The sequence below is a fragment of the Nocardioides sp. genome, assembly GCF_025965415.1.
Classification (GTDB): Bacteria; Actinomycetota; Actinomycetes; order Propionibacteriales; family Nocardioidaceae; genus Nocardioides.
On sequence record NZ_JAOPWY010000031.1, the window covers coordinates 19,787 to 33,295 of the forward strand.

Genomic DNA, 13,509 nt, shown 5'->3' on the forward strand with positions numbered 1-13,509 from the left:
AGAACACCGACGTCGGTTGGAAACATGCTCCGCGGCTCCGGGTAGCCAAGGCTTGGAGGCATCCGCGCCTGAGCCGATGAGTGCCCCATTCCGCCGCCAATGCCCGTCAACCGATTCGCTAACTTACCTGAACGTCCCCGTTGGGCGACCCGCGATCGAGACGCTCCGGTCGACCGAGAGCGACGAGGTCCAAGCTGCCCTCGAGACGGTGGATGCGCAGGAGTGGGGTCGCCTCGATGCGAGCCGGGCTGGACACGATCATTGGCTTCGGCGGCCGGGCCGCTGCCGTGGTAGGGCGGGGTGACCAGCGAGTTCGGGGTCGCACGACGAACTCGTCGCGGTGGGCGGTGCGTACGCCGCATCGCCCTTGACTGGGGCCGCGACCGCGCGCACCTTGAGGGCGTGGGCATTTCGGTCCTCGGACCGCTCACCGTTGATGACTCGGCAGCACGGATGGGCCCCCGAGAGAGACTGGTTCTGGCGGCGCTGACCATGAGGGTCGGTGACGTCGTCAGCGCCGATCAGCTGGGTGACGCGCTGTGGGGCGAGACGCCGCCCGCGTCGTGGCACAAGAACCTGCAGACCTGCATCGTCCGGTTGCGCAAGGCCCTCGGCGCGGAGGCGATCGAGACGACACAACACGGGTACCGTCTTACGCTGCCGGCTGACGCCGTCGATGCCAGGCGCTTCGAGGCCCTGGTCGCCCGGGGGCACGAGCTGTCGATGCTCGGCGAGCCCGAGCGCGCAGCCCACACGCTCGGGCAAGCCCTCACGCTGTGGCGCGGACGCCCGTTCGGGGAGCTCGAGGACTGGGAGCCCGGCAGCCTGGAGGCGAGCCGATTGACCGACCTGCGCCTCGACGCCCAGGAGTGGTGGCTGGAGGCCATGGTCGAGGCCGGTCACCATCGCGACGTTCTCACCGAAGCACGTTCGCTGGTGGACACGGCCCCGTTCCGGGAGCGTCGCTGGGAGCTGCTGGCACTCGCGCAGTACCGCTGCGGCTGGCAGGGCGAGGCCCTGCGGACCATCCACGAGGTACGCCGTCGGCTTGCCGACGATCTCGGGGTCGACCCGGGATCGGAGCTCAACACGCTTGAAGTGGCGATCCTGCAACAGGACCCCGCATTGGACCTGGTGGCGGCCGACGGCGCCAGCAGCGACGTCTGCCCCTACCTCGGGCTGATGCCCTACGACGTGGGCGACGAGGAGAGCTTCTTCGGCCGGGACCGTGATGTCAGGGTCGCCCTCGATCGGCTCGACACCGAGGGCGTGCTGGTCGTCGTCGGTCCCTCCGGGAGCGGCAAGTCCTCCCTTGTGCGCGCGGGAGTCGTGGCTGCCCTGCGCCACCGAGGCCAGCACGCGGACGTGATCACGCCGGGCGTCCGTCCGGTGGGCTCATTGCCACCTCCGCGTGCGCCGGGTGAGTCCCGGGTGCTCGTCGTGGACCAGGCCGAGGAGGTCTTCTCCATGTGCCAGGACGCCGAGGAGCGGGACCGCTTCCTCCAGCTCCTCGCCGACCGGCATGCCGCCGGGGCACCGCTGGTCCTGGCCCTGCGGGCGGACCGGATGGGCGACGTGTCCGGTCACCCGGCCCTTGCCCGCGTCGTCGAGCGGGGTCTCTACGTCCTCGCGGCGATGCCGCCGGAGGACCTGCGCTCCGCCATCGAGCAACCAGCGCGACGTGCCGGCTTGCTCGTGGAACCGGGTCTCGCGGACCTGCTGGTGCGCGAGGTCGAAGGCGAACCCGGCGCCCTGCCACTGCTGTCGCACGCGCTCCGCGAAGCCTGGCTGCGCCGGGAGGGACGCACCCTCACCGTCACCGGGTACACCGCTTCCGGCGGGATCCGCAGGGCCGTGGCGCAGTCGGCCGAGAAGTTGTACGCCGGGCTCGAGCCCAGCCAGCGACCCGTCCTCCACGACCTCCTGCTCCGGTTGGTCCACCCGGGCAGCGAGGGCGAGCCGGTGCGCGCGCGCGTGCCTCGACGCCAGGTCGTGACCGATCCCTCCCAGGACCAGCTCGTCGAGCTGCTCGTCGGGTCGCGCCTGGTGACCAGCGACGACGGGGTCTTGGAGATCGCCCACGAAGCGCTGGCCAGGGCCTGGCCGCGGCTGCAGGGTTGGCTCGAGGACGACGTCGAGGGACAACAGATCCTCCACCACATGACGGCCACGGCCGACACGTGGGACGCGCTGGGACGACCGTCGAGCGAGCTGTATCGCGGCGTCCGGCTCGCCCAGGCACTCGAGTGGGACCAGCGACCCCACTCCGAGGTGACCGCGACAGAACGGGACTTCCTCGACGCGAGCCGGGAGCGCACGGCGTCCGAGGAACGCACGGCAGCAGACCGAGCACGCACCCAGGCACGGCTGATCCGACGGCTGCGGATCGTCCTGGCCGGCGCCGTCGTCCTGCTGGTAGCGGCGCTCGCGGCCGGTGGGATGGCGGTACGCCAACAAGGCGTCGCGGCGGACAACGCGCGCGACGCCGTGCGGGCGCAGACCGGCTCGGACGCGCGTCGCGCCGGCGCCCGGGCCCTCTCGGTCGACAACATCGACACCTCGCTCCTGCTTGCCGTGGCCGGTGTCCGCCTCGATGACTCCGAGGCCACCCGGACCAACCTCCAGAACGCCTTGGCGCGGCGACCGCAGCTCGTACATTCAGTCCCGCGGAGAGGGGCAGCCGTCACTGGCATGGAACTGACGCGCGACGGCGAGCGCCTGGCCGTGTACGACCTGGAGGGCAAGGTCGACCTGTTCGACCCGACCGATTGGCGACGGATGGCGACGTTTACGCCGCCGGAGTCGCCTCCGCCTCGAGCGCGCGTCGCGCCGATGGCCTTCGCACCGGACGGCGATGTCCTGGCCGTGGGGATGCCGCTGCTCGTGCCGGAGCCGGTGCGGTTGCTCGACGGCAGGACGCTCGAGCCGACCGGAACCAGTCTGCCCGGCTTGTCGGACGAAGCATCGAAGGTGCGCGACCGTCCGGTCGACCTCGCCTGGAGCTCGGACGGGAGCACCATGGCCGCCGTCGTGCAGCGGCTCTACCTCAAGTCCGACATCGACGACTCCCGATACTGGGGAAGTGACGTCCATCGACTGTTGGTGTGGCGGATGGATGAGACGCCGCAGCTGGTGATGCGCCGGACCGTCCCGGGCCGCACCGGGGAGCAGCGTGACCAGAACCAGCTCGCGGTGAGCGCCGAGGGCTCGACGGTGTGGACCAGCGAGCCGCTCACGGCGTACGACGTCGTCAGCGGCGCGCCGAGGCTGCAGACCGGTCGTCACGTCTTCGCGATGGATCTTGCGCCCGACGGGGCGACCCTGGCTGTCACAGGAGCTGATGACGGGCAGACCGAGGTCCGGCTGGTCGATCCACGCACCGGCAACGCGAGGCGCACGCTGCGCGGGCACACCGGGAACGTCATCGGCCTCGAGTTCTCCGCCGACGGCCGGTTTCTCGCCTCGTCCAGCCAGGATGGCGAGGCGGTCGTGTGGGACACCCGTACGGGCACGAGTGTCGAGCAGCTCGACCTCGGCGACTCGGCGGTCCAAGGCCTTGCCTTCGCGCCTGGCGGGGCCGTTCTCTTCACGGCGGGGAGCGACGGGGCGGTCCGCACCTGGGACCTCGACGGCCGGGGACGGTTCCTGGCCCGGACACGCAAGCCCGAGGAGTTCGGCTGGGGGTGGGTCGTCACGTCGCCGGAAGGCAGGCTCACAGCGCACAGCGTCTTCACGGACGGGGTGCGCTTCCTCGACACCGCCACCGGCAGACCCACCCGCTGGGCCGACCCCTATCCCTGCTGCCACGGCGGAGCGTTCAGCCCGGACGGGGAGCTGTTCGCGGGGGCCGAGGGCGGGCGGATCTGGATCTTCGACACTTCCACGGCCGAGGTCGTGCGCGACAACGCTGGTCACCGCTGGCCGCAGTTCATCGGCGACCTCGCCTGGACGCCGGACGGCAGCCGGATCATCCTGACGGACAAGGCCGGCGACATGGGCATGGTCGAGGCCGAAACTCTCGCGCCGGTGGGCGACGCGGTCCACCTCGGCGCGTCGGCGTACGGAGCCCAGGCGGGCCCGGACGACCACTCGGGCTTCGCCCTGGTCAGCGACACCCCGGCGGAGGTCGCGGGTTCCGACGAAGTGATCAGCGGCATGCGCGAGTGGGTGCTCGCCGACCTCGAGACCGGTCAGATCACGCGCGGCGAGACCGGCTTCGACCTGTTCACACTGTCCGTCTCACCGGACCACCGGCGCCTCGCCGTTGCGGGAATGAACGGCGAGGTGGCGCTCGTGGACGTGGCCAGCGGGGAGCTGGTCCGTCCGGCGGTCGTGGCCCACGCCCGTGGGGCCTGGTGGGCGGCGTGGTCGGCGGACGGAACCCGGTTCGCCACTGCGTCCCAGGACGGCAGCGTGGTCCTCTGGGACGGAACGACGGGGCTCCCGGTGGGCAGCGTGCTCATGCCCGAGGAAACGCTTCTGAACGTCGCCTTCCTGCCCGACGACGAGACGTTGCTGCTGGCGCCGTACACCGACAGCTTCTACCGCTGGGACACCAACATCGCCCGCGTCATCGGGTTCGCCTGCCGCGCGGCGGCCGGGGACTTCGACGAGGCGGACTGGGAGGGCTGGTTCGGCAGCCGGCCCTACCGGCAGACCTGCCCGTGAGGGCTCACTGAGGCACGCACGATCCTCGTGCTCGCCTTGACTGCCAGAATCGCCTTATGGTAACGATTCGCGCCCTGAGGGTGACGTGCGTCACATTTCTCTGTTAGGCATTGACGTGGTGGCACTCACCCCGATGCACAACGGAGGAACGCTCATGAGGCGGACCAAGAAGTGGCTCTCACTCGTCCCGCTCACTCTGGCGCTGGTCCTGGCCGGCTGTTCGGGCGGAGATGGCGGTGATGAGCCACCGGGCGGCGGCGAGCCGGACGCTCAGGCCGGTGGCGCCTTCAGTGTTTCGAGCAGTGAGCCCGAGGCGTTCGCGCCCACGAGCAACTGCTACTCCTCAGACTGCTCCCAGATCATCAACCTGGTGTGGACCGGCCTGCTGCAGGTCGACCCCGAGACCTCCGAGCAACAACTTCAGATGGCGGAGTCGATCGAGTCCGAGGACGGTCAACACTGGACCATCAAGCTCAAGGACGGCTTCACCTTCCACAACGGCGAGCCGGTTGACGCGGCGTCCTTCGTGCGGTCGTGGAACTACACGGCCTACGGTCCGAACGCGACCCAGCTCGGCTTCTTCCTCGCCAACGTCGAGGGTTATGACGACCTCCAGGGCGAGAAGCCGAAGGCCAAGGAGTTGTCCGGCCTGACGGCGGCAGACGACCTCACCATCGAGATCGCGCTGACCAAACCCTTCTCACAGCTCCCGCTCGTCCTCAGCTACGCGCCGCTCGGTGCGCCGATGGCGCAAGCCTGCTTGGACGACCTGAAGGCATGCAACGAGCAGCCGATCGGCAACGGCCCCTACGAGTTCTCCGAGCCGTGGCAGCACAACGAGACGATCACGCTGGCGAAGTACGCCGACTACGCCGACCAGGACACTGCAGGACTGGCCGACGAGATCACCTTCAAGATCTACGCCGACCTGAAGACCGCCTACCGTGACTTCCAGGCCGGCAGCCTCGACATCGTCACACCGGACCCGTCGCAGACCCCGCAGGCCCGCACCGCCTACCCCGATCAGATCCTCGAGGTCGACAGCGGCTCGTACGCCTACTTCGGCTTCCCGCTCTACGAGGAGGCCTTCTCCGACGTCCGCATCCGGCAGGCGCTGTCGATGGCGATCGACCGTCAGGCGATCATCGATCGTGTGCTCGACGGCCGTTTCATCCCAGCCCTTGACGTGATCTCGCCGTTCGTCCCGGGCAGCCGCGAGGACGCCTGCGACACGTGCAGCTACGACCCCGAGGCAGCCAAGGCACTCTTCGACGAGGCCGGAGGCATCCCAGGCAACAAGATCAACATCTGGTTCAACAACGACGGCGGCCACGAGGACTGGGTGCAGGCGATGGCCCAGGGATGGAAGAACGACCTCGGTCTGGACTACGAGTTCAAGTCGCAGCCGTTCACTCCTTACCTGGCGGCCCTCGACACCCGGAGCACCGTGGACGGCCCGTACCGTCTCGGCTGGTTGCCCGACTACCCCTCCCCGCAGAACTACCTCGACCCGCTGTACGGGGCCGGGAGCACCAACTACGGCGACTGGAAGGGCCCAGAGCACGACCAGTTCCTCGAGCTGGTGGCTGAGGGCGACGCCGCTGCCACGGTCGAAGAGGGTCTGCCGGCGTACCAGGCCGCCGCAGACGTGGTCCTGGACAACCAGATCGTCATCCCGCTCTGGTTCGGCAAGACGTTCATCGTCACCAGCGAGAACGTCGAGAACGTCGAGTACAGCCCCACCAACCAGCTGCTGCTCGCCGAGGTGGGTGTCACCAGCTGATCGGTGAAAGCCGGGAGCGGGCCGGGAACTCCGACCCGCGCCGGTCGCAAGGCGCCTGGCCGGTCACTTTCACAGGAGGGGATGGCGATGGGGCGATACGCCGTTCGACGCCTGCTTCAGTTCATCCCGGTGCTCATCGGCACCTTGTTCCTGCTTCACTACCTGACCACCCTGTCGTTCCAGTTCAACGGCAACCCGGTGCGTGCGCTCTTCGGAGACCGTCAGCCACCGCCGGAGACGATCGCGGCCCTGACCCGCGCCTTCGGTCTGGACGATCCCTGCCTCTCACAGCCGGGCAACCCGTGCGTCGGCATGTTCGTCGAGCGCGTCGGCGGCTACTTGCGAGGTGACTTCGGGGTCGACTTCAACCTTCAACCCGTCACCGACCTGATCACGCGGGCTGCGCCGGTCACCCTGCGGCTGACGCTCCTCGCGATCGTCTTCGAGTCGGTCGTCGGCATCCTCGCCGGCGTCATCGCCGGTCTCCGCAAGGAACGCTTCGCCGACAACCTCGTCCGGATCTCGACCGTGCTGGTGATCTCTGTCCCGATCTTCGTCGTGGGCGTGCTGACTCAGATCATCTTCGGCCTCTACATCGGAAACTGGGTCCGAGACCGCACGGAATCCGAGACGATGGAGGCGATCTTCTCCATCTCGTACCAGTCTGACCATCCGTGGGCGAGCCTGATCATCCCCTCCATGGTCCTGGGCGCCACATCCCTTGGGATCATCGCCCGGATGACTCGCACCGAACTCATCGAATCGCTGCGATCTGACTACGTCCGCACGGCCAGGGCCAAGGGCCTCAAACCCACCCGGATCGTCGGCATCCACGCCCTGCGCAACTGCCTCATCCCGGTCGTCACCCTGATCGGCATCGACATCGGCGGCCTGATGGCGGGAGCTCTCATTACCGAGGGCATCTTCAACATTCCCGGGATCGGCGGCCTGGTGTTCCGCTCCGTCCGCACCGGAGAGACACCAATCATCATGGCGGTGGTCCCCCTTCTCGTCCTGGTGTACCTGATCGCGTCCCTCTTGGTCGACCTCCTCTATGCCGTACTCGACCCGAGGATCCGATATGAGTAGCAGCAGTCCCGTGACCGAGGCTCCAGGCGCTATCCCGCCCGAGACTCCGGTCAGGGGGCGGGGGCCCACATCGGGGAGCATCTGGAAGGACGCCCGCCACCAGTTGTCTCGCAACCCGGTGTTCGTCGTGTGCTCCTTGGTCGTGCTGGTCGTCGTCTCCTGGGCGCTGTTCCCGCAGCTGTGGACCAGCCTCGGCAAACTCGAGTGCGACATCAACATCAACCGGACGCCGCCGTCCTGGTTCCCGGGCAAGACGCAGCCTGGCTACGACGCGGACCTGGACGGGTACGTCCTGGGAACCACGACGCTGGGGTGCGACATGTACTCCCAGATCATCTGGGGGGCGCGTCCCTCCATCGTGGTGGCAGTCATCGTGACTGCGATGACGGCGCTGGTGGGCACGACGCTCGGGCTGTTGGCTGGCTACTACGGCGGGTGGGTCGACACCGTCATCTCACGGATCACCGACATCTTTCTCGGGCTGCCGTTCCTCCTGGGCGCGGTGATCTTCTTGGCCCTGCTCAAGTCGCAGAGCATCTGGGCGGTGATCCTTGTCCTGGTCGTGCTCGGGTGGACCCAGATGACCCGGATCGTGCGCGGGACCGCGCTCAGCCTGCGCGACCAGGACTTCGTGGAGGCGGCGCGGGCGATGGGGGCGACGAACGGCCGGATCATCCTGCGACACATCCTGCCGAACGCGCTGGCCCCGATCATCGTCCTGTGCACCATCTACGTCGGATCGTTCATCGCCGCCGAGGCCACTCTCACCTTCCTCGGGGTCGGGCTCAAGCCACCCGAGGTGTCATGGGGCATCACCATCGCCCAGGGCCAGGACTTCGCGGTCGCGGGCTTCCCGCACCTGCTGGTGTTCCCGTGCATCGTGCTGGTGGTGACCGTGCTCAGTTTCATCCTCATGGGTGACGCGCTGCGAGACGCTCTCGATCCGAAGGGTCGATGATGCCCGAATCCGACATCTTGCAAGCCGGCACGCCGGCGGACAGCAAAGCCGTCGCGTCGTTGTACTTCGACACGACGGCGCCGCTCCTCGACGTCCAGGAGCTGCGCGTCGACTTCCAGACCAAGGAGGGAGTGGCCCACGCAGTAAACGGGGTGAGCTTCACCCTCGAAGCTGGCAGGACACTGGGCATCCTGGGCGAGTCCGGTTGCGGCAAGTCCGTCACGGCGCAGGCGATCATGGGCATTCTCGACTCGCCTCCTGCTCGGGTCGTCGGGGGAAAGGTGCTGCTGTCGGGAGTCGACCTGCTGACACTCAACGAGGATGCCCGGCGTCAGATCCGCGCCAATCGCATCGGCATGGTGTTCCAGGACGCACTCAGCGCCCTCAACCCCGTCTTCACGGTCGGCTGGCAACTCGGCGAGCTGTTCCGCAAGCATCGGGACTTTTCGCGAAAGCAGGCCAAGCAGGAGGCGGTCCGCCTTCTCGATCTGGTCGGCATCCCGGCGGCCGGGCAGCGCGTCGACGACTTCCCACACCAGTTCTCGGGCGGCATGAGGCAGCGGGTGATGATCGCGATGGCCCTCGCGCTCGACCCGAACGTGATCATCGCGGACGAACCCACGACTGCGCTCGACGTCACGGTGCAGGCACAGATCATGAAGTTGTTGGCCGACCTGCAAGCCGAACGCAACATGGGGCTGATCCTGATCACACACGACATCGGAGTGGTCGCGGACGTCGCCGACGACATCTGTGTCATGTACGCGGGCCGCGAGGTCGAGAAGGCCGACGTCTACGCGATCTACGACAGTCCTGCCCACCCCTACACCCAGGCACTGCTGGAGTCGATCCCGCGCGTCGACATGAAAGGGCAGCAGCTCGCATCGATTCAGGGGCTGCCGCCCAACCTGACCAGTATGCCGTCCGGCTGCGCCTTCCACCCACGGTGCCGCTTCGCTCGGGAACGGTGTCGCGAGGACACGCCTCCGCTCTACACCGTGACACCCGGCCGGCTGAGCGCCTGCCACTTCTTCCAGGAGGTGCTCGACTCATGAGCGAGGTGATCCTGGCCGCAACCGACGTTCGAAAATACTTCCCGATCACGGCTGGCGTACTCAAGCGCACGGTCGGCCACGTCCAAGCAGTCGACGGGATCTCCCTGGAGCTGTACCAGGGGGAGACCCTGGGGATCGTGGGTGAGTCCGGCTGCGGCAAGTCGACTCTGGCCCGGGTCCTGATGGGCCTCATTCCGGCGACCTCGGGTTCGGTCAAGCTCGAGGGCGAAGAGCTGGTCGGCATGAAGCCGAGCCGGCTCCGCAAGATCCGTCGCGACGTGCAGATCATCTTCCAGGACCCGTACTCCTCGCTGGACCCCAGGATGACCGTCGGCAAGATCATCGGCGAACCCTTCGAGATCCACGCGGAAGTCGCCCCCAAGGGTGAGCGACGTCGCAAGGTCCAGGAGCTGCTCGAGGTCGTCGGGCTCAGCCCCGAGCACATCAACCGGTATCCCCACCAGTTCTCGGGTGGCCAGCGCCAGCGGATCGGCATCGCGCGGGCGCTGGCCCTGCGGCCGAAGGTGATCATCTGCGACGAACCGGTCTCCGCCCTGGACATCTCCGTGCAGGCCCAAGTGGTCAACCTGCTCGAGAACCTGCAATCGGAGTTCGGGTTGTCCTACATCTTCGTCGCGCACGACCTCTCCGTGGTCCGACACATCTCCGACCGGGTCGGAGTCATGTACCTCGGCAAGATGGTCGAGCTCGGGACGGAGGACCAGATCTACGAGCGGCCGACACATCCATACACGCAGGCCCTGCTGTCTGCCGTCCCAGTGCCCGACCCGGGGCTACGCGGCCACCGGAAACAGATCGTGCTCACGGGAGAGCTGCCCTCTGCTGCCAACCCCCCGTCCGGCTGCCGGTTTCGCACCCGCTGCTGGAAGGCGCAGAGCGTCTGCGCTGAGAGCGAGCCGGCGCTCGAGGTCCGCGATGGCGGAGATCACCCCTCGGCCTGCCACTTCGCCGAGGTCATCGACGTCACGCACGCTGCGTACTGACGCCTTCGTCCTCGCCCGCCCCCGGCGACCCGCACACCTCCTCAACGAGGCCGCATGGTGGGACTCCTGGCACGGGAAGGGCTGCTGGCGGGCGCCCGAGACGCCACACCGGGTCAAGGCAGGTAGTCGTCACCCGCTTGGGACATCCCTCGCGGAGCCAGCGCCGATCTCGGTCGTGCAAACGGGCTGCTCCCACCCCGCGGGGGTGTTCCATCCCGCCCGAGCCATGTAGCACGGTCGTTCGATGAGGACGACAGACCCCGATCCGCCCGGGACGGTCGAGTCATCGGCAGGCGTCACGATCGGAGTTGACTGGGCACCGATCGCGGGAGCGACGAAGATGGCGGTCACGGCGGTGACGCCGATCGCGCCGGCGATCGCGGCGGGGAACCACCAACGATCAGAGTCGGAAGAGAGGCTGTAGCGGTTCATGGTGAGCTCCTTGGCTGCGGCGGTCTGGCCCGCCGCCTCTGCCTCTGTTCTCCAGCACCCCGGTACCTGTCGCGCTTTTCCTTGGTATCCATCGGGTATCCGTCCCGGTGACGCTGCTCTCCGACGGGAGGACGCTGGCGAGGTGGGCACCACCGCTCTCGGTCCGCTGACTGTCTGCGGCGTACTCCACGCGCCAGGGCCCAGCCCGTGAGCGCCAAGGAGCCGATGGGACGCGCGGTTCTCAGGGGGCGCCACTGCATGGGTAGGTCAGACCACCCAATGCCGCATAGGTCCTCGGGTCTGATCGCCGGACTGCCGTTGCCCGTATTGCAGTCACCGACCGCAAGTGTGCGCATCAACTCGCTCACAGAGCCGACAGTCCTCGGGTCGAGGCGGACACGGTCTGCGCCGTCGCAATCGCATGTCACCCCACGTCCGGTTGCGCCGCGTCCCTACCTGGGCGTGGCAGTCCACAAGCGGACGGGTTGGCAGGGCAGGTCGACCCTGGAGAACCCGCCGTCACCGTGGAAGATCACCCGCTGCGAAGGCGCCAGATGAGTGCCTGTCGATGGGTCTTCGCTCGTACCGAGGTTCCGTGCATACCTCGGATGCGCTCCACCAGAGACCTGTAGCCGGATCCGGACTCCGGGTTTGAAGCGGTGGGCGATTGCGTCGAGCCGGAGCTGGATCGGCCCGTTCGGTTGATCGGGTTTCAGTCTCGTGAACCCATCGCTCACGTTGATGGATCGACCGTCCTGCCTGACTTCGCACAGTCTGACGAAGAAATCGGCGTGTGGATTGTCGGTCTCGTACACCAACTCGACGCGGGGGCTGCCGATAACCTCCATAGGCTCGACCAGAGGTGTGCTGGTGAAGATGAGAACGTCCGATCGCTCCTCCAGTTTGCGGTTGTCGCGGTGACCCCCGATCGTCGGGTTGATCACACGGCCGCCAACAGCCGGAGTGGGATCCGCGGGGTCGTAGGTGAACGCCGTTGGGCTGTTGCGTGGCGGCGGCACGGTCTCGCTGAGCCCACCGTCGGGCTGGGGGTAGAGCACGCGCTCCTCGGTCGGTGGCGGCCAAGTCGCAAGGTGGCGCCATTCCTTGGCTCCTGTCACGAAGATGCGGACAGGCCTCGGCCGTTGGCGGTCACTGGTCGCGCTGAGATGTTCGGCGAGCCAGTCGAGGGCCTCGGTCATGACCGTTCCGGCGCCCTTCGTGGCGGTCTGGACGTGGGTCCATGGTCCGATGGTGAGTCCGACCGCCACACCTCGCCGCTGGAGCCGCTCGTACTGCTCGAGCATCTGAGCGGGGAATCGGTCCTGCCACCCCGTTTGCAACAGGACCGGGACAGTAACCCTCGCGAGTGCCGGCCCCAGGCGCATGTTGCGCCACACGGGATCCTCAGGATCCGTGGCTTGGAGCCAGTCCCGGTACGGCATGCCACTGTCCGAGAGGACGGTGTCCTGTGCCCGCGTCAGCGGGAGGTCTTCGAAGGCAGGTCTCAGCCGTCGGCTCGCCGTCACCCCGCGCAGGATCCCCCGGGCCGCACCGACGTCGAGGTGACCGAGACCGTCCATCAGGTTCGCGACTTCTTCGAGCGAGAAGGCTCCGGCACCATGGACGACCCAGTGCGCGTCGTGTGCGGAGATGGCTACGACCGCCGTCGCCAGCTCCGGGGGAGGATCCAGCATCACCGCCCACGCCGTGTGCCCCGCGTACGAGGCTCCCCACAGCGCGAAGCGGCCGCCGAACCAGGGTTGCTGTCGCAGCCAGGCGACGGCATCAGCACCGTCGGCGATCTCCTGGCTGAACGGGTCGAAGTCCCCACCCGACCCGAACGTTCCGCGGCAGCTCTGATTGACCACGTGGTAGCCGTGACTGGCAAAGAAGCCCGCGGTGAGTTGTGCGATCAACCCATCACGGCCGTACGGAGTGCGGATCAGTATTGCGCCCGACGATGTGCCCACGGGGACATACACGTCAGTCAGGAGCTGCACGCCGTCACGCATTCGGACGCGTTCATGAGACACGGTGTAGTCGTGGCGGCCCGACGGCATCCGCAGGATCCGAGCAATCGCTGGCCCGAGCGGAAGCCGCAGGCGGGGCTCCATCCCACCCTCGCTGCTCAGTGAACGAGTGGGGCGATCACACCGCACGCCACGCGGCCGCCCGCGTCGCCGGTGCTGAGCGTCGTGGTGTCCGGTCCTGCCACACCGCCGACCGTGTACCGGCTCGGGATGTTGGCAAGGTTGTCGCGGCCGGCGTGCACCATCACTGCGGACCCGTCCACGTCGCGCAGACTGTCCAGGCTGAACCGGTCGGTGGCGAAGCTGGTGTACGCGTGACCGTCGGCGGTCACCAGCAGCGGTGGCATGTCGCCGGCGTGGTCGCCGTGATTCAGCAGCGTGGGGTTGTAGTGGCCGCCGGCGGACATGAAGGGCCCGGTCGGCGCCGCCGGGTCACACACTCCGACCGCGTGGATGTGGAATCCGTGGAAGCCCGGCGTCAAACCCTGAG

9 protein-coding genes are annotated in these 13,509 nt (G+C 67.8%); 6 read left to right on the plus strand and 3 right to left on the minus strand.

Annotated elements, in window-relative coordinates:
* Nucleotides 1-453 precede the first annotated feature (453 nt).
* The 6 genes from JWN97_RS03470 to JWN97_RS03495 all read left to right on the plus strand — a co-directional run bounded on the left by JWN97_RS03470 (nt 454) and on the right by JWN97_RS03495 (nt 10,557).
* Nucleotides 454-4,668, plus strand: a complete 4,215-nt coding sequence (locus tag JWN97_RS03470) for a BTAD domain-containing putative transcriptional regulator (RefSeq protein ID WP_297618303.1) — start codon at nt 454-456, stop codon at nt 4,666-4,668.
* 154 nt (nt 4,669-4,822) lie between these two features.
* Nucleotides 4,823-6,451, plus strand: coding sequence for an ABC transporter substrate-binding protein (locus tag JWN97_RS03475; protein ID WP_297618306.1), 1,629 nt, complete (start codon nt 4,823-4,825; stop codon nt 6,449-6,451).
* Nucleotides 6,452-6,538: 87 nt separating this feature from the next.
* Entirely contained in the window at nt 6,539-7,540 is a 1,002-nt protein-coding gene (locus JWN97_RS03480) for an ABC transporter permease (RefSeq protein WP_297618309.1), read from the plus strand.
* Nucleotides 7,533-8,498 (plus strand): ABC transporter permease, encoded by a 966-nt coding sequence (locus tag JWN97_RS03485; protein ID WP_363321250.1) that lies wholly within the window; start codon nt 7,533-7,535, stop codon nt 8,496-8,498. The genes JWN97_RS03480 and JWN97_RS03485 overlap by 8 nt, the downstream gene beginning before the upstream one ends.
* Nucleotides 8,498-9,553 carry an ABC transporter ATP-binding protein gene (locus JWN97_RS03490; RefSeq protein WP_297618315.1) on the plus strand — a complete coding sequence of 352 codons (1,056 nt, stop codon included), beginning with the start codon at nt 8,498-8,500 and terminating at the stop codon, nt 9,551-9,553. Before JWN97_RS03485 ends, JWN97_RS03490 begins: the two co-directional genes overlap by 1 nt.
* A complete protein-coding gene (locus JWN97_RS03495; RefSeq protein WP_297618318.1) occupies nt 9,550-10,557 on the plus strand; it encodes a dipeptide ABC transporter ATP-binding protein in 1,008 nt (335 codons plus the stop codon). The genes JWN97_RS03490 and JWN97_RS03495 overlap by 4 nt, the downstream gene beginning before the upstream one ends.
* Nucleotides 10,558-10,686: 129 nt before the next feature.
* Here JWN97_RS03495 and JWN97_RS03500 read toward each other — a convergent pair whose 3' ends face one another.
* The 3 genes from JWN97_RS03500 to JWN97_RS03510 form a co-directional block, all read right to left on the minus strand.
* The gene (locus JWN97_RS03500; RefSeq protein WP_297618321.1) at nt 10,687-10,989 is read right to left on the minus strand and encodes a hypothetical protein; all 303 of its coding nucleotides are present in this window, start codon (nt 10,987-10,989) and stop codon (nt 10,687-10,689) included.
* Between the two features lie 452 nt (nt 10,990-11,441).
* Nucleotides 11,442-13,049 carry a CocE/NonD family hydrolase gene (locus tag JWN97_RS03505; RefSeq protein WP_297618324.1) on the minus strand — a complete coding sequence of 536 codons (1,608 nt, stop codon included), beginning with the start codon at nt 13,047-13,049 and terminating at the stop codon, nt 11,442-11,444.
* Nucleotides 13,050-13,117: 68 nt separating this feature from the next.
* The coding region (locus JWN97_RS03510; protein WP_297618327.1) for a superoxide dismutase family protein at nt 13,118-13,509 on the minus strand (392 nt) is incomplete at its 5' end.

What these genes read in the sequence shown, in the direction of transcription:
- JWN97_RS03470 (WP_297618303.1), top strand. Translation starts at nt 454, where the DNA reads ATGGGCCCCCGAGAGAGACTGGTTCTGGCGGCGCTGACCATGAGGGTC.
- JWN97_RS03475 (WP_297618306.1), top strand. Translation starts at nt 4,823, where the DNA reads ATGAGGCGGACCAAGAAGTGGCTCTCACTCGTCCCGCTCACTCTGGCG.
- JWN97_RS03480 (WP_297618309.1), top strand. Translation starts at nt 6,539, where the DNA reads ATGGGGCGATACGCCGTTCGACGCCTGCTTCAGTTCATCCCGGTGCTC.
- JWN97_RS03485 (WP_363321250.1), top strand. Translation starts at nt 7,533, where the DNA reads ATGAGTAGCAGCAGTCCCGTGACCGAGGCTCCAGGCGCTATCCCGCCC.
- JWN97_RS03490 (WP_297618315.1), top strand. Translation starts at nt 8,498, where the DNA reads ATGCCCGAATCCGACATCTTGCAAGCCGGCACGCCGGCGGACAGCAAA.
- JWN97_RS03495 (WP_297618318.1), top strand. Translation starts at nt 9,550, where the DNA reads ATGAGCGAGGTGATCCTGGCCGCAACCGACGTTCGAAAATACTTCCCG.
- JWN97_RS03500 (WP_297618321.1), bottom strand. Translation starts at nt 10,989, where the DNA reads ATGAACCGCTACAGCCTCTCTTCCGACTCTGATCGTTGGTGGTTCCCC.
- JWN97_RS03505 (WP_297618324.1), bottom strand. Translation starts at nt 13,049, where the DNA reads ATGCCGTCGGGCCGCCACGACTACACCGTGTCTCATGAACGCGTCCGA.